A 20,364-nucleotide genomic window follows, 5' to 3' on the forward strand; every position below is an offset into this window, starting at 1 on the left:
TCTTATGCAGAAATTTTACCAGATACCCATGAAATGCTGCATCAGCAGACTGACCCCGGTAATCCCGACCCAGCAGCAGAACCCGGTGAAGATCGGTTTTGCCCCGGTCTTGACGAGCGTGACAATATATGTATTCAGTCCGATTGCTGCCATCGCCATGATGATCAGGAACTTACTCAGTTCTTTTAACGGCGCTGTGACACTGACCGGAAGATGGAATACGGTCGTTACAACAGCCGCAAGGATAAAGAACAGGACAAAATACGGGAACGTTTTTTTGAGACTGAAGGAAGATCCTTCGGTCTTTTTTTCCTTTCTTTCCCCATAGATGGCAAGGGCAAGGGTGATCGGGATAATCGCCAGAGTTCTTGTCATTTTGACGATTGCGGCAGCTTCCAGTGTATGGCTTGCATGAATGCCGTCCCATGCCGCAGCCGCCGCGGTGACGGAAGAGGTGTCATTGATGGCGGTTCCGGCAAAGAGCCCGAAGCCTTCATTGCTCATGTGGAGCAGCCCGCCCAATGTCGGAAAGATCAAAGCGGCCAGTACATTGAACAGAAAGATGACAGAAATAGACTGTGCGACTTCTTCATCTGTTGCGCGGATGACCGGCGCTGTTGCCGCGATGGCCGAACCACCGCAGATTGAGGAGCCGACTCCGACAAGGATGGCATTGTTCGGATCCAGTTTTAAAGCTTTATACAGGATAAAGGCAATAATCAGGGATGTGCTGATTGTGCAGATAATGATGGGCAGTGACTGCCGCCCTTTTGCAAGGATTTCTGTCAGGTTCATGCCGAATCCCAGAAATACGACGGCAGCCTGCAGAATTTTTTTGGAAGTATAGGTGATACCCGGTTGTACGGTATCTTTCTGCCTGATCAGAAGTGTTAAGACCATGCCGATTAATATAGAAAAAACAGGACCTCCGATGACCGGCACCGCTTTTCCTAAAAACCAGGATGGCACCGCAATCATCAGACAAAACAAAAGCCCCGGTCCGTTCTTTTTCAAAAAGTTCATAATAAATATCCTCCATTCCTCTTACTAAGATAACATTTAAATTTCGCGGCAGTTGAGCTGATGGTATACAGTAACCATATGCATAAACTGGATAATTCTGGATGTATCCTGCCGTGTTCTTATAGTAGCATAAAAAAATTATAAAATAAAATTATATATCTTTATTTTATCATAAAAATATATTATGATAGAAATAGAAAAGCAGTGAGACGAGGGGGAACTATGCAGGATTTCCGGATGGAGACATTTTTGACCGTATGCCAGTGCATGAATTTTACAAGGGCGTCAGAAGAACTGAATATCACACAGCCAGCTGTATCGCAGCATATACGGTATCTGGAGAAGCACTATCAGGTCAAGCTGTTCCGCTATGAGGGGAAGAAGCTTAAGATGACTCCGGCCGGAGAGATGCTGCGCAGTGCGGCTATGACTATGATGCATGACGAGATTTCTCTGGAAAACCAGATCCGGCATTTGTCGGAAGGATTTCAGGATATCCGGTTCGGCGCCACGATGACGGTCGGGGAGATCGTTATGGCGCGGATCTTGAAGCGGTATCTCAGCGTGTATCCGGATGCGCATCTCCACATGGAGGTTGCGAATACACAGGAGCTGCTCCACAAACTGGACCACGGAGACATCGATTTTGCAATTGTAGAGGGGTTCTTTAAAAAAAGTGAATATGATTTTCTGCATTATTCAACTGAAGATTACATCGCAGTGTGCAGTCCGTCTTATCCATTTCACAGAAAGGTGAAGAGACTGGAGGACTTGTTTGACGAAAGGCTGCTTCTTAGGGAGCCGGGATCAGGAACACGTGAGGTGTTGGAACGCTATCTTGACTCTAAGAACTTTTGTGTGGAAGATTTCGTGAAAACAGCGGAAATAGGGAGCCTCCATACGATTAAGGAGTTGACAAAAGAGGGCTTAGGGATTACATTTTTATATGAAGTCGCAGTTCGTGAAGAACTGGAAAACGGTGAATTAAAGCAGATTGAACTAAAGGATTTTCAGATCAGCCATGATTTTACATTTATCTGGAGGCGCGGAAGTATCTACGCAGATACTTATCAGGCTTTATTCAGGCGTTTTTCTGAATTGGAAGCCAAACTGTGATTATCATGGAGAAAAGGAAGTGCAAAGATGTTAAAGGTAGAACATTTATCATATGACGTATCCGAAGAAGGCCGGCAGTCTGAGATTCTCTCTGATGTCAGCTTCTCGGTGGAAGACGGAGAGATGCTCGTTATCACCGGCCCGAACGGGGGCGGCAAGTCCACACTGGCTAAGCTTTTGATGGGGATCAACAGGCAGACGGCAGGGAAGATTTATCTGGATGGGACGGATATTACGGACATGTCGGTCAATGAACGGGCAAAAGCAGGCATGGGGTTCGCATTCCAACAGCCGCCGCGTTTCAAGGGGATGACCGTAAGACGGCTTTTATCTCTGGCGGCAGGAACAAAGCTTTCCGAGGATGAGTGCTGTTCACTCTTAAGCAGCGTGGGATTATGTGCGATGGAATATATTGACAGGGAGGCGGATGCGACGCTTTCCGGCGGGGAGATGAAGCGAATCGAGATTGCGACGGTACTCGCAAAGAAACACGACATCTGTATCTTTGATGAGCCTGAGGCAGGAATCGATCTATGGAGCTTCTCCATGCTGATCAAACGTTTTGAGAAGATACACAAAGCCAAGAAGGAGAGCCTGATCCTGATTTCCCATCAGGAGCGTATCATCCAGATGGCTGACCGTATTATGGTCATTTCAGACGGAAAGGTAGAATCTATAGGGGCTGCCAAGACGGTCATGCCGCAGCTTTTCGGGCAGGAGGCAGAGTCATGCACATGCGGCATGCAAAAGGGAGGTGAGATCTGTGAAGCTGAATGAAGTAGCGGAAAACGTACTCAAAGTCATTGATTCTTATGGTTTTAAACAGGAAGGGGCCTTTAACCTCCGCCTGAACGGCATGGCAGTGTGCCACGGTGACAGCCGCCATATCAGGATCGTAAAAAAAGAAGATAAGCCGGGGATTGATATTTATATCAGTGGGGAGGCAGAACAGGAGCAGGTCCACATACCGGTCGTTATGTCCGAGCCGGGCATGAAGGATGTTGTTTATAATGACTTTTATATAGAAGACGGGGCGGACGTCACAATCGTGGCCGGCTGTGGAATCCATAACGACGGATGCAGCGAGAGCCGCCATGACGGAATACACGCCTTCCATGTAGGGAAGAACGCGAATGTGAAATACGTGGAGAACCATTATGCGGAAGGAACGGGAAGCGGGGATAAGGTGCTGAACCCTGTCACCAAGATTTATGTGGGCGAGAATTCAGTATTTACGCTGGAGACCACGCAGATTAAAGGCGTAGATTCCACAGAGCGGGAAAGCTTTATCGAACTGGCAGAGGGAGCGAAGCTGTATGTAACAGAGAAGCTTATGACGCACCGGGCACAGACCGCGGTTTCGAATATGGATGTGCAGTTAAATGGTGAGAACAGTTCAGCCAGAATCGTTTCACGATCCGTTGCGAGGGGGACATCCAGACAGGTATTCCACCCGAAGGCAGTCGGAAATGCCCTGTGCCACGCCCATGTGCAGTGTGATTCCATCATCATGGATCAGGCCCGGATCAGCTCGATCCCGGAAATCAATGCGAATCATGTAGATGCCCAGATCGTGCATGAGGCCGCGATCGGAAGGATCAATAGTGAGCAGCTGACAAAGCTCATGACATTCGGACTGTCAGAGGAAGAGGCAGAGGCGGTAATCATAGAAACATTCCTGAACTGATCCATGCAGGAAGGAGCAGTGCCGGGAATGAAGAAGGAAAAAGTGAATGACAAATGAATTTAACAATTACAGGCTCTCAGAAGATATTCTGGAAGCACTAAGCGGTCTGGGATACAGAGAACCGACCAGAATACAGAGGGAAGTGATTCCGCCTATGCTTGCGGGGAAGAATGTTATCGTAAAAGCCCCCACAGGCAGCGGGAAAACGGCCGCGTTTGCCATCCCTATCTGTGAAGACATTAGGTGGGAGGAAAATGCACCCCAGGCACTGGTACTGGAACCGACCCGTGAGCTGGCAGTTCAGGTCAGCGAGGAACTGTTCCATATCGGAAGAAAAAAGCGTCTGAAGTCAGTGGCAGTGTTCGGCGGTTTTCCCATCGACAAGCAGATCCGGTCGCTGCGCCAGAAGTCCCATATCGTGACAGGGACGCCCGGGCGCATGATGGATCACCTTGAAAGAGGGAGTCTGAAGCTTGCTAAAGTAGAATGGCTTGTAATAGATGAGGCGGACCTGATGCTTGACATGGGATTTATAGATGAAGTGAAGAAGATTCTCTCTCTGGTCCCGGCAGGCTGCAGGGTATCGCTGTTTTCTGCAACACTGAAACCGGAGATTCAGGAACTTGCCGATGGATATATCCCGGATGCAGATCTTGTGTTTCAGGAAGCAGAAAATGAGCAGGAACCAGTAATTACTGAGAAACTGTATGAGACAGACCAGGAACGCAAGTATGAAACCCTGCTTGATGTCCTTATCGACGAGAACCCGCAGAGCTGCATGATTTTCTGCGGTACAAGGGAGATGACAAATGTCCTTTTCCAGAAGCTCCGGAGAAGGCGGATATTCTGTGGGATGCTGCACGGCGAGATGGAGCAGAGGGAGCGCCTGAAGACAGTAGACGCATTTAAGAGGGGTTGTTTTCGTTTTCTGATTGCAACAGATGTGGCGGCAAGGGGGATTGATTTTGAACAGATCACCCATGTGGTGAACTACGATTTCCCGACCGGGAAGGAAACCTATGTGCACCGGATCGGCCGGACAGGCAGAAATGGCAGATGCGGTACGGCCGTCAGCCTTGTGACTGTTGATGACAGAAGGATGCTGGAACAGGTGGAGAAGTATACAGGGAGGGAGCTTCCGGTAATTAAGGCGCCTCTGGCAGGGGAAGAAAAGGAAAAAGCATTCTGGAAATCCCAGCGTATCAAAACAGAAGCAAAGCCCAAAAAAGGAGCTGCCCTGAATGAAGGGATCACCCGCCTGTCAATCGGGGGCGGTCGTAAATCCAAGATGCGTGCCGGAGATATTGTAGGGACGATCTGTAGTATTGAGGGGATGGAGGCGTCCGATATCGGCATTGTGGATATCAGGGAGAGCATAAGCTATGTGGAAGTTCTGAACGGGAAAGGAAATCAGGTGTTAGAATGTCTGCAGGCGAAACCAATCAAGGGGAAGATACGTAAAGTCAGAAAAACAAGGCTGTAGCCAGCCTGAGAAAGAGGTGGGGATATGATCCAGCCGGGAGATGCAGTCAGAGCGGTCAAGAGGTTTTTCGACGCGTATCTGACCCAGAGAGATATAGAAGCAACAATGGACTGCCTGACAGAAGAGGTACAGTGGGTCGGGACAGGCAGGTCGGAAATGGTTTACGGAAGGGAACAGGCAAAGCAGGCTCTGCTTATGGAGTTCTCACAGGCACCGGGATCATGCCATATTGAATATGAAAGTCTGGAAGAGGTCCTGATCTCAGAACGGTGTGCCGCAGTTCTGCTTACAGCATCTGTATATCCGGACGAAATGGACGCGGATATAATCTGGTTCCGGGTCAGTGCGGTCTGTGTGTCACAGAAGGATGAAGAATGCAGGATTGCAGCGGTTCATGCGTCAACCCCTGACAGCCGGCAGGAGGAAGGGGAATTCTTCCCGGCCTCAGGTCTCAGCCGTTTCGAGATGGAATACCAGCTGGGGAGCAGGGCACTTGACATTATAGGAAGGAGCATCCCCGGGGGAATGATGGGTGCCTATATGGAGCCGCCGGATTTCCCTCTTTATTATATCAATGATTTTCTGCTGGATTATCTGGGATATACATATGAAGAGTACACAGAAGCTATTGATGGTAAACTGATTAATTGTGTACACCCGGAGGACCGCGGGCTGGTTGAAAGTATTGTGACAGATGCCTGTCTGGGGGACAGGCCTTATGAAGTGCAGTACCGGATGCGGAAAAAGGACGGCAGTTATATCTGGGTGAATGATGTAGGAAAACTGGGGCGCTCCGAGGACGGGCGTGATATCTGCCTCAGTGTAGTGCGTGACATTACTGTGGAAATAGAGTCGAGGCAGCGCCTTGAGGAGCAGGCAGAAGAACAGAAACGGCAGGCAGGACAGTATGACCATCTGTTCCAGTCAGTCCTGTGCGGGATCGTACAATACCGGCTCACTGACGGCCGGGTGGTTTTCATAAGGGCGAACAGGGAGGCCGTCCGTCTGTTCGGTTATACGGAAGAAGAATTCTGGAAGATCAAAGAGTGGGATCTGGCGGGCCTGGTTGTGGAGGAGGACCGTGACCAGGTTCTCCGGGAGGCACGCGGCCTGCAGAAGCCCGGAGATATGAGGCGGTACGAGTACAGGGTACGCCAGAAGGATGGCACCCCCTGCTGGATCATCGGAAGTGCGGAGGTGCTGGAAGATAAAGAAGGCAATGTATATATCCAGAGTGTATATCTTGATATTGATGCCCGGAAAAAAGCGGAACTGCGCAGCAGCAGGCTGTCGGAGCAGGTAAAAGCCAGCAATGAGATCATCCACCTCGCACTGGAACATACGACCACCTGTGAATTTTATTACTATCCCGAGACAGAAAAATGTGTGGTACCGAAAAGAACATGCGAAATGTACCAGTGTCAGGAGCTTTACGAGAATATGCCTGAGAGTATCGCCAGGGATCTGGTGGACGCAGAATTCAGACCTGCTTTTTATGAGATGTACGAGAAGATTCATAAGGGGGCTAAGACAGCTTCCTGTGAATTCCGGGGGAGGAACGGCTCTTTCTGGTGCAGGGAGACCATGTCTGTAATTATAAGTGAGGAAGACAAAACCCCCAGACTTGTGATTGGGATTGTAGAGGACATCACCCGCCAGAAAGAAGTAGAGGCGGCCCTTCTGGAGACCCGTTCAAGGGACAGCCTTACCGGGCTGTACAAAAAAGAAATCGGCATTGCCTGTGTTCTGGACTTCTTAAACAACAGAGAACCCGGTGACCACGGGGTCATGATGCTGCTTGATATGGACAATTTCAAAGATATCAATCATAAGGAAGGCAGTATTTTTGCAGATGCCATCCTGCAGGAGGTCGCGGACATCCTCCGTGCGGAGAGCGGGCCGGATGATATTCAGGTTCGTCTTGGCGGTGACGAGTTTATGCTTTTTTATAAACACAGCAATAAGTGTGAGGCCACTGTCAACGGCCCGCGCATCGCAGGGTTGGTCCGCAATATCCTGACGAACACGGAAAAAGACGTTCATGTATCAGTCAGCATCGGAATGTGCAGTACCGAAGTCTGTGATGATTACAACGGGCTTTACCGGTGTGCAGAGAGTACCTTGAAATATGTAAAGGAAAATGACAGGGGCAAGGCGGCATGTTATCTGGATACGTCCAATGAACTGGGGGTTTTCTTAACGCAGCTGTACACAGAGGAACATCTGGTAAATGATATTGAGGCGGGAGGGCCTGCTGCTTCAGCCGATCTGGTATCCTTTGCTCTCGATCTGCTGGGAAAGGCGAAGAACCTGAATGACGCTGTTTTCCTGCTGCTAGCGAGAATTGGGAAGACTTATCATTTCGACAGGGTCTCGATTATTGAGGCAAGCAAAGCTTATTTAAGCTATCACTTTTCTTACCAGTGGGCACGTAACAGGGCTGACCTCCAGCTGGGGCAGGATTTTTATGCTTCGGAAGAAGACTTTGATATCTGTGCACATATGTATGATGAGGATGGTCTGGCTCAGGAGAATGTAAGAGAGGGAATTTCCCGTTTTCCATCCTGCCTTCATGCGGGTATCTGGAATTACGGGGAGTATGCGGGTTCAATGAGCTTCGAGGTGGATCAGGAAGGGTATGAGTGGACGAAAGAGCAGAGAAAGCTTTTGAAAGAACTGGTCAAGATTGTCCCGTCGTTTATCATGAAATCAAAAGCAGATGCGGTCAGTCAGGCAAAAACGGATTTCCTTTCCAGAATGTCCCATGAAATCCGGACTCCCATGAACGCGATCAGCGGCATGACAACGATTGCAAAAAGTGTGCTCGGTGACAGGGAAAAGACGCGGGAATGCCTGGAGAAAATCGAATCGGCCAACACGTACCTGATCGAGCTTATTAATGACATACTGGATATGTCACGCATTGAGAGCGGCAAAATGGAATTGGGCTATAGTGCCGTGGATCTGCCCCAACTGCTTATGAATTTGGAGTCCATGTTCCGTGTGCAGGCGGCAGAAAAGCATCTGTCTCTGCTGTTTGAAAATGAATATCGTAAGAGATGCTGTCTGGCAGCGGACAGCCTGCGGCTGAATCAGGTACTGGTCAACATTATCGGAAATGCAATTAAATTTACAGATCAGGGAAGTGTAGTTGTGCGCGTAGAGACACTGGAAGAGGAGCCGAAAGCGGTGCTGCGTTTTTCCGTGACAGATACCGGCATCGGAATAGAAGAGGCAGCGATGTCGCGTATTTTCAATGCCTTTGAACAGGCAGACTCTGCAACGGCGGCTGTGTACGGCGGGACAGGGCTGGGCCTTTCCATATCCAGCCGTCTCATTCAGATGATGGGCGGGACACTGGAAGTACGCAGTGAAGTTGGAAAAGGATCCGAATTTTTCTTTACCCTGATACTGGATTATGCAAAAGAAGAGAAAAAAACGGATGAACAGGATGAGCAGCAGGGTCCGGTTATGGACTTTACTGGATGCCATATTCTTTTAGCAGAAGACAATGAAATGAACAGTGAGATCGCAAAGACCATCCTCGAGATGCATGGATTCACAGTCACCTGTGTATCTGATGGACTTGGGGCGCTGGAGGCATACTGCCGGGCAGAGCCTGGGACGTACGATGCCGTGCTGATGGATATCCGTATGCCTGTAATGGACGGTCTGGAGTCTGCCCGCAGGATCAGGACATCCCGGCGGGCGGATGCCAGATCAATACCGATCATTGCACTTACTGCCAATGCATTTGATGAGGATACGAAAAAATCAATGGACAGCGGTATGGATGGACACTTATCAAAACCGATTGACGTAGATAAGATGATGGAGCTCTTAGGAAGATGCATTTCAAGGAACAAGAAGTTAAATCAGATATAAAACAGGCCCCGGAGCGTATCCGGGGCCTTTGCATTACTGTTTAATTTTCATCAATACACCTGTGTATCTGCTCCCGGTATACTGCCTTATCCTTGTACATTTCCATGTCTGATTTCCTCAACAGCAGATTCATGGCATTCCCACAGGCGGCCTCAGATGATGCATAGCCTGAAGAAACGGAAAAGGAAAATTCACAGGTTTCATTTTCCCTGTCGATCCGGTCTTTTAGTTTCTCAATGAGGCCGGGCAGATCCACACCCGGGGACTGAATGACCACGACAAATTCGTCTCCGCCTATGCGGAAGACCCGTCCCAGTCCCTGAAAAGTATCTGTAATGCACAGGGCCGCCGCCTTTAAGATGATGTCGCCGGCTTTATGTCCGAAGGTATCGTTCGTAACTTTTAAATTATTGAGGTCAAAGGAACAAAGCGAAATAGGAACAGGCGTATCAACCCCCCGCATTTCGTCCATCAGGTTTTCAAACGCAAGACGGTTCTCAACCCCGGTGAGGAAATCTCTATAAGCAAGATCCTTGAGAATCTGGTGCTCTGTGTAATCATGCATGAAGGCTAGCATAACCCGGATACAGATATAAACCATGATTCCGATAAACATTAAAAAGCCATACCGCAGAAACCGGCTGTTGTCCGTCTGGGGCGATATGTAGAACTGAATCAGAGAAAGTAAGGCTGATACGATCAGCACGATCAGAGCTGCCAGCATAGGCCGGGCGTATGGAGACCGGTCCTTCCTGTAACGCTTCAACAGGAATATGAGAAGTACAATTACACTGAATACAATCAGGAAATGTGTAACAGGGAGCATTTCTACAAAACTGAAGATATTGAGTGAAAATAAAACACCCTGTACCATTATATTAAGCAGCAGAAGGAATTGTACTCTGGTCAGTATGCCATATTTATCGGGGCAAAGTTTACCGACAAATGAAAATACAGGAATTGGCAGAGACATAAAGCTATAAAAGGAAAGTACACATACAATGACCGGGTTCTTCCAGAATAACTGCGGTAGCTGGGAATCTGTGAAAACCCAGATTACAGATAATAAAAGAAGAAATGCCAGGGGACGCAGCATGCTGCAGCCCTCCCATCTGCCTCTGTTCTTCTGCCACAGATAAAGGGCCAGCAGGAATATGCCGGTAATGAGCATAAAAAACAGGCTTATAATCAATTCTATATGAGAAAAAAGATAGTCTGTGATGTAAGCGCTCCCCGTGCCAAGTTTAATGGAATTCAAGCCGGTTTGAAGAAGCTTGTAAGGCTGATAGACTTCAATCGAAACGGTCTGTCCGCCCATGTCTGTATTCAGGGGAATCTGGGCAGTAAAATGTCCTGTCATACCTGATGGCGCCTTAATCTTGCCGGCAGAATAGTCATAGATACATAAATCATTGACAAATACTTTGATATAGGTGTAGTTCACTTCAATGAAAAGGCAGTCATAGTCCGTGAGCTCCGGCAGTGTTTTAGAAAATGTCACGGGACCCTGAGAATCTTCTTTCCATTTACTGATCTCGGGAATTGTTGTTATAGTTCCTGAACTGTCGGCAATGTACCAGTCTTCAGAAAAAGAACGAATTCCGGAGTCCTGAAACCGGCTGTATGGTGCATCATTCTGTAAACAGGAGGACACGATTGAAAAAGTATATATAAGAAGGGTGAGCAGGATGACTCCCAAATAGATATGCCCGGACTTATTTACTTTTTGGCCTGGCTCATTCATGAATGCTCCTCCTTTCTACTGCAATTCGCTTTGACTGATATTATATCATACTTTCGAACCGGTGTGAAATGAAAATAGAGGCAGGCAGAGTTTCATAATCTTAAAAAACTATTGAGTCTGTGGTTGAAAATATTGATGGAAAGTGTATAATTAAGAACGATGATATGAAAAAGGGGAGCCTGCGTAAGCAGGCTGAGAGTAAGCTGGTATTGCTTAGACCCGTAACCTGATTTGGATAATGCCAACGTAGGGAGATATGGAAGCAGACTTTGCGGATATACCTGTTTTGGTATATCTGCTTTTTTATTAAGGAGGAATTGTATGAAAAGGATTTTGGGAACAGCTAAAGGGCAGAAGACTAGGTGCCGCAGGGAAAGCATGCTTTTGTACGCGGTGACTGACCGCACATGGCTTGGGGACGCCACGCTTGCAAAACAGGTCGGGGCGGCCATAAAAGGGGGAGTTACTTTTATCCAGTTTCGGGAAAAACATCTGGATAAGGAGGCTTTTATCAGAGAGGCTAAAGAAATAAGGGAGGTCTGTATGAACTATCAGGTCCCCTTTGTGATCAATGACCATGCAGATATTGCAGCTGCGATTGATGCAGACGGCGTGCACGTCGGCCAGAAGGATATAGATGCCCTGGATGCGCGCAGGATACTGGGGGAGGACAAGATCATCGGGGTGACGGCCCGGACTGTGGAACAGGCCCTGCGGGCGCAGGAACACGGGGCAGACTATCTTGGGGTTGGGGCAGTTTTTCAGACAAACACGAAAGCAGATGCCGTAGAGGTGAAAAGAGACACGGTAAAGGCAATCTGTGAAGCCGTGGATATCCCTGTCATTGCAATCGGAGGAATCGGGGAGGACAATGTACTTCAGCTTGCAGGAAACGGGCTGTGTGGAATCGCGGTGGTAAGCGCCTTGTTTGCCCGGCCGGATATTGAACAGGCCGCCAGAAATCTCAAACGGCTGTCTGAAAAGATGGTAAACCAATGAGAAACGGACAGGATAAGAAAGGAAGTACGGCTATGAAGACCGCATTAACAATCGCAGGGAGTGACTGCAGCGGCGGTGCTGGCATACAGGCGGATATTAAGACGATGCTGGCAAACGGGGTATATGCCATGAGTGCGGTCACGGCGCTGACGGCCCAAAATACGACCGGTGTGGCAGGAATTATGGTGGTGGAGACGGAATTTCTGAAGAAACAGATCGACTGCATTTTTACGGACATCCGGCCGGATGCGGTAAAGATCGGGATGGTGCCCACTGCAGGGCTCATAGAAGCAGCAGCAGAAAAACTGAAGGAATACCGGGCCGGTAACATCGTCGCAGACCCTGTCATGATTTCAACAAGCGGGGCAAGGCTGATCGATGAAGACGCAGAAGCTGTTTTAAAAGAAAAGCTGCTCCCTGCGGCAGCACTTGTTACCCCGAATATTCCTGAGGCAGAGGTCCTTTCCGGCCTTACGGTCCGGTCAGAAGAAGACATGGTGCACGCTGCTGGAATCATTTACCACAGGTACGGATGCGCGGTCCTTTTAAAAGGCGGCCACAGGACCTGCGATGCCAATGATCTGCTGTATCAGAAGGACGGGACACGGTGGTTTTTTGGAAAAAGGATTGAAAACCCAAATACACATGGAACAGGATGCACCCTGTCCAGCGCGATAGCCTCAAATCTGGCAAAAGGATATGATCTGGAGACGTCTGTTGAACGGGCAAAAGAATACCTGTCAGGCGCACTTAGGGCCATGCTTGACTTAGGAAAAGGAAGCGGGCCTCTGGACCATGCCTTTGTAATGGGTTGCAGAAATTCAAAAAAGAACATATAATAATATATCGGCTCCGAAAATGCCGGTCAGACTATTGAGTGGGAGACGGTATATGAAGAAAAAATATTTAGGAATTATTTACATTGTATTATCCGCTTTTTGTTTTGCACTTATGAATATGTTCGTACGCCTGTCAGGTGACCTGCCGTCCGTACAGAAAAGCTTTTTCAGAAATCTGGTGGCGCTTGTCTTTGCATTCGCCATCTTAAAAAAGGACAGGGTCTGGTTTTCCGGAAAACGGGAAAATATCAAGTACCTGTTTCTACGCTCCGCAGCAGGGACGGTCGGGATACTCTGCAACTATTATGCGATTGACAGGATGGTCCTGTCAGATGCCTCTATGCTGAATAAGATGTCCCCGTTTTTTGTCATCATCTTCAGTTTCTTTATATTAAAAGAAAAAATAAAACCCCCGCAGATTCTGATTGTGGCCGGGGCGTTTCTGGGAAGCCTTCTGATCATCAGGCCGACGGCACATATTTTCCAGTCCCCGGCGGCACTGGTCGGACTCTTAGGCGGGCTCACGGCCGGACTGGCATACACTTATGTCAGACTGCTGGGTGAGAAAGGGGAGAAGGGACCGTTTGTCGTATTCACCTTCTCCACATTTTCCTGTGTTGTAACGCTGCCGTTCCTCATTTTCCAGTATCATGCGATGAGCGCCATGCAGCTTGTTTATCTGCTGTTTGCCGGTCTTTGTGCGGCAGGCGGGCAGTTCAGCATTACGGCGGCATACTTCCATGCCCCGGCACGGGAGATTTCCGTCTATGATTATTCACAGATTGTATTCTCCGCACTGCTGGGATTCTTCGTGTTCGGACAGATTCCGGACGTGTTAAGCTGGATGGGGTATGCTGTGATCTGTGTGATGGCAGTATTGATGTTCCTGTATAATAACCGTGGGAAAGACGAAGGGAGGACGCATGCATGAAAAATGGGATTTCATTAATTACACCGGTATCCAAAGACCTGCTGTATACCAAGATAGCAGATGCAGTCTCAGACTATATTAAGAATAACCACCTGATGCCGGGGGATAAGCTCCCTTCTGAACGGGAGCTCGCGGCAAGCTTCCAGACCAGCCGCCACACTGTTCGTGAGGCACTGAGGGTTCTTGAGAACCAGGGGATCATCTCTTCACAGATCGGCAGCGGGACCTATGTTGCACACGTCGAGGAGGAATCTTCCCTGTATCTGGAATCTGTTAAGATCAACTATCTGGAAATGCTGAATATTAAAACCGAGCTTGAAAAATACGCTATCAGTCTGGCTGCAGAGCGTGTAGCTGCAAAAGACTTAGAGGAACTGGAGAGCCTGCTTGGCCGGATAGAGGACGGCAGCCAGAGGGGTGTCTTTGAATCTGACACGGATAAACAGTTTCACTACCGTTTATCAGAACTTTCCGGAAATAAGATGCTGGCCCAGATGATTAAAAAAATGATAGAGGCATTTGATGAATATTACAGCATCCTGCCGCAGTCCACACAGCTGTGCTTAAGAACAGTTGCAAGGCATCGGGAACTGCTGGATGCGATCAGCCGGAAGGATACCGAAGCCGCAGCAAAGGCATGTGATGAAATTCTTCTGATCGACCAGACTCTGATCATGGAAAATAGGGGCTCACGGGACAGAAAAATGGAGGAAAAATGAGGGCAAATATGTTGACAAAAGAACAAACAATGAGTATGATAACTTTATAGAACAATTGGTTGGACCACTCAACCGGTATGACAAGTTAGGAGCGCCGCCCGGACATGTAAAACCGGAGTAAGGCGGGCAGAAAGTGGTGAAATGGAGAGAAAGGAAGAAAGCATGAAAGACACGAGGCAGAAATGGTTTAAAGATGCAAAATACGGCCTGTTCATACACTGGGGACTGTATTCCCTTCTGGGAGGGGAGCACAAAGGCCAGAAGACAGAGCATATTGCGGAATGGATCATGAATTATCTTGACATTCCGGCAGAAGAGTACAGGGAGCTTGCGAAGTCGTTTCGCGGGGAGAATTTCTCGGCTGAAGATATTGTAAGGCGTGCGAAGGAAGAATGGGGAATGCAGTATCTGGTGTTCACGTCAAAACATCATGAAGGATTCGCCATGTGGGATTCCAAATGCAGTGATTACAATGTTGTGAAAGCTTCACCGTACGGAAAGGATGTCTTAAAAGAATTCCAGCTTGCATGCAGGAAATACGGCATGAAGTTCTGTCTGTATTATTCTCAGGCACAGGACTGGGATGATCCGGACGGATATGCATACGGCAAAGATAACAGTCATAAGAATTTCAGAAAGTATATGGACAACAAGTGTATTCCCCAGTTAAAGGAACTGCTTACAGAATACGGGGAGATTTCGATACTCTGGTTTGATACTCCTATGGATATGAAAGAAGAAGAATCCCGGGAGCTCATCGAACTTGTAAAATCATACCAGCCTGCATGTATTATCAGTGGCAGAATCGGAAACGGCCTGGGAGAATATCTTTCCACCGGAGATAATTTTATTCCGAGGCTCACATATGAAGGTGACTGGGAAGTACCGGCTACACTGAATGACACATGGGGATTTAACAAAGATGACGAGAACTGGAAAGAGCCGGACGATATCCTGAGGCTCCTCTTAAAGATTGTAAGCAGGGGCGGCAACTATCTGCTGAATATCGGACCGGACGGGACAGGTAAGGTGCCGGAAAGATCCTGTGAGATTCTAAGTGAAGTAGGAAAATATGTCAGGGAGAATGCAGAAGCCATTTTCGGCACGAAACGTGTCGATCTGTACCCGTACGATCTGGAATGGGCCCAGCTTACCCGAAAGGACCATAAACTCTATGTACATGTGTTAAGGCCCCAGATGAGGATTGAACTTCTTAATGTTGCCAACAGGGTAAAGGGTGCATATCTGGTCAGAGATGGGCAGAAGCTTGTATGCCGTGCAAGAAAAATCTGCGAAGGAGACAGTATGGTTGAGGTAGACCTCCCGGCTGACCTGAAACGCGGGAGAAAATACGCGGTATGTATCGAACTGGAGGAAGAGGAACCAATATTCGAACCAATCCGCGGATAGAAAGCGGACAGAATCATTTATCAAGTCTTTCACGGGAAAAAGATTCGTGATATAATATAGGGCGTAGCAAGACTGCCTGAAGGGGATACATAAACGGCAGGATGCCGGAGTATTTTCATAAAAGAGGCAATTTGCAGAAAGAGAGGTGTTTTTCAAATGGAGCAAAATGGAAATCTGATGTGGGCACTGGTCAAGGAAAAGGCGAAGCAGGGTCTGTGGCTCAGACAGCGGGAGATCCCCGCAACAGGGAAGAACGATGTCAAGATTAAGATCCATAAGACTTCAATCTGTGGAACCGACGTACACATTTATAATTGGAACGAGTGGGCACAGAACACAATTCCGATCGGTCTCACGGCCGGACATGAATATGTCGGGGAGATCGTTGAGATCGGGGAGAATGTAGAAGGATTTAAGATCGGCGAGATGGTCTCAGGGGAAGGCCATATCGTATGCGGGAAGTGCAGGAACTGTCTGGCAGGACTGCCGCATCTGTGCAGGAACACGCAGGGCGTAGGCGTGAACCGCGACGGAGCATTTGCCGAGTATCTGGTAATACCGGCGAAGAATGTATGGAGATGCAGTTCATCCATTGAGGAAGAGTTATATTCCTGCTTTGACCCGCTCGGAAACGCAGTACATACTGCTCTGGCGTTCAACATGATTGGGGAAGATGTGTTAATCACAGGAGCCGGACCGATCGGCTGTATGGCGGCAGCAATCAGCAGACATGTAGGAGCCAGACACGTAGTCGTGACCGACATGAACGAATACCGTCTGGAACTTGCGAAAAAGCTTGGTGCAACCAGAACTGTGAACATTGGGAAAGAAAAGCTGGAAGATGTAGAGCATGAACTCGGTATGAAAGAGGGCTTTGATGTAGGGCTTGAGATGTCCGGAAACCAGGCCGGTTTCAATGACATGGTCAACCACATGAAGAACGGCGGAAAGATTGCGCTTCTGGGACTTCAGAAGGCAGATGCCCGCATCAACTGGGAGAAGGTCATTTTCAACGGGCTGACAATCAAAGGAATCTACGGAAGGGAGATGTGGGAGACATGGTATAAGATGACGACCATGCTCCAGAGTGGTCTTGACATCAGCGAGATCATTACACACAGATTCGACATCCGTGATTACGAAAAAGGATTCGAAGCCATGAACAGCGGCAATTCAGGCAAGGTAGTCCTGGACTGGACCCATATTCACGAAGAACGATAATAAAAGAGGGAGATTTTGGAAATGGAACAATGGAAGAACGGCTTATTAGACATTTACAGAAACGAGATCAAAGGAATTACAGACGACGGTCTGTTAAAGAATGAAACTCCCCTCTGCTCACCTCAGGGAAGAGAGATCAGTCTGGAAGACGGCAGAAAAGTAATCAATATGTGCGCCAACAACTATCTTGGACTGGCCGACGACCCGAGGATTATCGAAGCTGCAAAGCAGGCATATGACGAAAGAGGCTACGGCCTGTCATCCGTACGTTTTATCTGCGGAACACAGGACATCCATTTACAGCTGGAAAAGACAATCAGCAATTTCCTTGGAATGGAAGATACGATACTGTACTCCTCCTGTTTTGATGCCAACGGAGGTCTCTTCGAGACGATCCTGACAGCGGACGATGCGGTCATCAGTGACGAGCTGAACCATGCCAGCATTATCGACGGGGTACGTCTGTGCAAGGCAAAACGCTTCCGTTATAAAAACAACAACATGGAAGACCTGGAGGCAAAACTGAAAGAAGCCGATGAAGCGGGCGCGAGAATCAAGCTGATTGCGACAGACGGTGTATTTTCAATGGACGGCATCATTGCCGACTTAAAAGGCGTATGCGAATTAGCAGAGAAATACCATGCACTTGTCATGGTAGATGACAGCCACTCAGCAGGCTTCGTCGGAAAGACAGGACGCGGGACGGCAGAGTACTGCGGGGTGACAGATAAAGTTGATATCATCACGGGAACGCTCGGCAAGGCATTAGGCGGGGCATCAGGCGGATACACAAGCGGAAGAAAAGAGATCATCGACTTACTCCGCCAGAGAAGCCGCCCGTACCTCTTCTCCAATACTCTGGCACCGGCGATCGTAAAGGCAAGTATGGAAGTCTTCAAAATCCTTGAAGCGGATACCTCTTTGAGAGATCATCTGGAAGAAGTCACTGCATACTACCGTGAGAAGCTGACAGAGGCTGGGTTTGACATTATCCCGGGAGTACACCCGATCGTGCCGATTATGCTCTATGACGAGCGCAAGGCAACCGAGATGGCGTCCCGCATGATGGCAAAAGGAGTCTATGTAGTAGCATTCTCTTATCCGGTAGTACCGAAAGGAAAAGCAAGAATCAGGACACAGGTATGCGCGTCTCACACGAAGGAAGATATTGATTACATTGTAAAATCTTTCATAGAAGTAAGAGATGAAATGCAGGCATAATGCGTAACGGTCATGGCCGAAAGTTATCCGGTATTTGTTTAAATGAATAAATACCGGGTATTCTAAAAACAAAGAAAAACGGGAACTTTACACCATATAGTCTTAGGTGAAAGTTCCCGTTCTTTTTTGAAAAGCTGTCCCAATCAGATCACTGATTAGTCGTACTTCTCCATCCATTCGTTAACGAGCTTGCAGTACTTATCATTTTCTTCTACAAAGCACATATGTCTGCATCCGTCAAACAGCTCCCATTTGGAGTTCGGGATCAGGTCATACATTGTCTTTGCTACAAACGGTGTACAAAGGTCATTTGTTCCGTTGATGATCAGGGCAGGTTCTTTGATATCACCAATCTTATCACGGTACTCCCATCCGCCGAGGCTTCCTGTCGGGTTGTACTCATTCGGTCCCCATCCCGCAACATAAGCTTCTGTACCGGATTTCTTCGGGCGGCGCAGGCATTCCGGAGAATCCTCTGTCACTTCACCTGCACAGTGGAGCAGCATGAATCTCTCATTAGCAGCAAGATATGCAGGATCATCGAAATTACCTGTCTCTTCAGCCTTTGCGATCGCATCCTGATCTTCCTGTGACATGAACTTAATCATACGGTGCTGCTCGTGAGCCCACAGCTCAGCAGCCGGAAGTGTACTGGAAAGGATAACTGACTTAACACCTTCTGGTTTGTAATCGCAGAGGTATTCAATTGCCAGCATTCCGCCCCATGACTGTCCTAACAGATGCACTTCGTCCAGTCCGAGATGCTTTCTCAGCTCGATCAGCTCATTGTCCCATGTCTCTGAGCACCAAAGCTCCGGATGTCCGTCCACGTAAGAATTACCGCAGCCGATCTGATCGTAGGAGATGATAGCGCGTCCTTCCTCAGCAAGTCTGTCCAGTACTTCAAAATAGTTGTGTGTGGAGCCAGGACCGCCGTGCAGTAAAACAAGCGGCTTCTTGTTACCTTTGCATTCCCCAACGATGCGGTAGTAAGTCTTGTACCCCAGATACGGCATATAACCTTCAATGACTTTCATATATGTACCCTCCTTGCCGTTTTACGGCTCTTTTTAATACTTCTCCATTATAGCAGACTTGTCTTAGAGTTTCAATTCTACGCATGGGAAATCTTTCACAAAATAACCGGCTGGTTTACTCCTTTCAGATGCACCCGGTAACGTCATCCAGGCTGTTAATACCTGTGTTTATAAATTTCCGGATATTTTCATTAAAAGGTTTTAACCGGTTGTATAGAAAACCTATTTCACGAGGCAGGATTGGATTCGACAGTTTTATTTCTGTTAGAATTCCAGATGTTAACTCAGACATAACAAATTGTTTTACAACGCAAGATATTCCTATGCCCATTTTAGCAAATTCAATCAATACGTCCATTTCATTCGCTTCGAGAATGTGAGATGGATATATATTATTTCGGGCATAATATGCGTTGATATGCCTGCGGGAAATATTATCTTTATTAAGAAGCATGATGTTTCCATATTCAAATATTTCATCATTCCTGCAATTCAATCTGACAAAATATGAGGGAGTACAAACAAATATATATTCAATTTTTCCCAGAGAATAGTAATTGGCATCACCTATATTTTCGGGCTTTGCTGCCAGAGCTAAATCTATGCTGCATTCATTAAGCATTGCACACGCTCCTGCTGAGGAAGTGCAGGTAATAGAAACATCAGTATTTGGATATGAATAGATGAATGCTTTAAGATAAGGAATTAAAAAATATTTACATAATACGTTACTGGAAGCAATTCGTAATTGTCCTGTACTTTCTGGGAATCTGAGGCTGTTTTCTGTATCTGACAGTATATTAAATGCCTTTTTTACACTGTCATATAATATTCGTCCACTCTCTGTCAATTCGACACCTTTTGATTTCCTTATAAATAGCGTGGTATTAAGATTATCTTCAAGTTTTTTTATCGCAATGCTTATAGCAGGCTGGGATATAAATAGTTGATTGGCAGATTTAGAGATACTGCTATTCTCTGCAACAGAAAGAAATATTTTATATTTAGAAAAATTATCAAATGTATCCATATATTCTCCTATAAATTTG

General features: G+C 47.5%; 16 protein-coding genes and 1 riboswitch. Of the genes, 12 read left to right on the forward strand and 4 right to left on the reverse strand.

Features of this window, described 5'->3' with window-relative positions; genetic code table 11:
- Positions 1-15: 15 nt before the first annotated feature.
- Entirely contained in the window at positions 16-1,023 is a 1,008-nt protein-coding gene (locus tag A8806_RS12980) for a YeiH family protein (protein ID WP_109731624.1), read from the reverse strand.
- A 222-nt stretch (positions 1,024-1,245) separates the two neighbouring features.
- On the opposite strand from A8806_RS12980, the gene A8806_RS12985 reads away from it, so the two are divergent.
- Genes A8806_RS12985 through A8806_RS13005 form a run of 5 tightly spaced genes read left to right on the forward strand, consistent with a single transcriptional unit; the run spans position 1,246 to position 9,194 of the window.
- A complete protein-coding gene (locus A8806_RS12985) occupies positions 1,246-2,139 on the forward strand; it encodes a LysR family transcriptional regulator (RefSeq protein WP_109731625.1) in 894 nt (297 codons plus the stop codon).
- Between the two features lie 27 nt (positions 2,140-2,166).
- Positions 2,167-2,916: an ABC transporter ATP-binding protein gene (locus tag A8806_RS12990; RefSeq protein ID WP_109731626.1), complete on the forward strand. Its 750-nt coding sequence runs from the start codon at positions 2,167-2,169 to the stop codon at positions 2,914-2,916.
- The gene (locus A8806_RS12995; protein ID WP_109731627.1) at positions 2,903-3,826 is read left to right on the forward strand and encodes a SufB/SufD family protein; all 924 of its coding nucleotides are present in this window, start codon (positions 2,903-2,905) and stop codon (positions 3,824-3,826) included. Before A8806_RS12990 ends, A8806_RS12995 begins: the two co-directional genes overlap by 14 nt.
- 46 nt (positions 3,827-3,872) lie before the next feature.
- A complete protein-coding gene (locus A8806_RS13000; RefSeq protein WP_109731628.1) occupies positions 3,873-5,309 on the forward strand; it encodes a DEAD/DEAH box helicase in 1,437 nt (478 codons plus the stop codon).
- Positions 5,310-5,333: 24 nt separating this feature from the next.
- Positions 5,334-9,194 carry a PAS domain-containing protein gene (locus tag A8806_RS13005; RefSeq protein ID WP_109731629.1) on the forward strand — a complete coding sequence of 1,287 codons (3,861 nt, stop codon included), beginning with the start codon at positions 5,334-5,336 and terminating at the stop codon, positions 9,192-9,194.
- Positions 9,195-9,234: 40 nt separating this feature from the next.
- Here A8806_RS13005 and A8806_RS13010 read toward each other — a convergent pair whose 3' ends face one another.
- Complete coding sequence (locus A8806_RS13010; RefSeq protein ID WP_109731630.1) at positions 9,235-10,938, reverse strand: sensor domain-containing diguanylate cyclase; 1,704 nt, start codon at positions 10,936-10,938, stop codon at positions 9,235-9,237.
- 161 nt (positions 10,939-11,099) lie between these two features.
- Positions 11,100-11,208, forward strand: a riboswitch (TPP riboswitch).
- Between the two features lie 51 nt (positions 11,209-11,259).
- On the opposite strand from A8806_RS13010, the gene thiE reads away from it, so the two are divergent.
- From thiE to A8806_RS13045, 7 genes are all read left to right on the forward strand, one after another.
- Positions 11,260-11,937, forward strand: coding sequence for a thiamine phosphate synthase (gene thiE, locus A8806_RS13015; protein WP_109731631.1), 678 nt, complete (start codon positions 11,260-11,262; stop codon positions 11,935-11,937).
- A 32-nt stretch (positions 11,938-11,969) separates the two neighbouring features.
- Complete coding sequence (thiD, locus tag A8806_RS13020) at positions 11,970-12,776, forward strand: bifunctional hydroxymethylpyrimidine kinase/phosphomethylpyrimidine kinase (protein ID WP_109731676.1); 807 nt, start codon at positions 11,970-11,972, stop codon at positions 12,774-12,776.
- A gap of 52 nt (positions 12,777-12,828) precedes the next feature.
- Complete coding sequence (locus tag A8806_RS13025) at positions 12,829-13,707, forward strand: DMT family transporter (RefSeq protein WP_109731632.1); 879 nt, start codon at positions 12,829-12,831, stop codon at positions 13,705-13,707.
- Positions 13,704-14,426: a FadR/GntR family transcriptional regulator gene (locus A8806_RS13030; RefSeq protein ID WP_109731633.1), complete on the forward strand. Its 723-nt coding sequence runs from the start codon at positions 13,704-13,706 to the stop codon at positions 14,424-14,426. Before A8806_RS13025 ends, A8806_RS13030 begins: the two co-directional genes overlap by 4 nt.
- 141 nt (positions 14,427-14,567) lie before the next feature.
- Complete coding sequence (locus A8806_RS13035; protein WP_109731634.1) at positions 14,568-15,836, forward strand: alpha-L-fucosidase; 1,269 nt, start codon at positions 14,568-14,570, stop codon at positions 15,834-15,836.
- Between the two features lie 156 nt (positions 15,837-15,992).
- Positions 15,993-17,057, forward strand: coding sequence for an L-threonine 3-dehydrogenase (gene tdh, locus A8806_RS13040; RefSeq protein ID WP_109731635.1), 1,065 nt, complete (start codon positions 15,993-15,995; stop codon positions 17,055-17,057).
- Between the two features lie 21 nt (positions 17,058-17,078).
- Positions 17,079-18,278, forward strand: a complete 1,200-nt coding sequence (locus A8806_RS13045) for a glycine C-acetyltransferase (protein WP_109731636.1) — start codon at positions 17,079-17,081, stop codon at positions 18,276-18,278.
- Between the two features lie 155 nt (positions 18,279-18,433).
- Here the strand turns inward: A8806_RS13045 and pepI are convergent, their stop codons facing one another.
- Positions 18,434-19,315 carry a proline iminopeptidase gene (gene pepI, locus A8806_RS13050; protein ID WP_109731637.1) on the reverse strand — a complete coding sequence of 294 codons (882 nt, stop codon included), beginning with the start codon at positions 19,313-19,315 and terminating at the stop codon, positions 18,434-18,436.
- 124 nt (positions 19,316-19,439) lie between these two features.
- On the reverse strand, positions 19,440-20,345 hold the full coding sequence (locus A8806_RS13055; protein ID WP_109731638.1) for a LysR family transcriptional regulator: 906 nt from the start codon (positions 20,343-20,345) through the stop codon (positions 19,440-19,442).
- Positions 20,346-20,364 lie beyond the last annotated feature (19 nt).

The organism is Faecalicatena orotica (genome assembly GCF_003149245.1).
GTDB classification, from domain to species: domain Bacteria; phylum Bacillota; class Clostridia; order Lachnospirales; family Lachnospiraceae; genus Faecalicatena_A; species Faecalicatena_A orotica.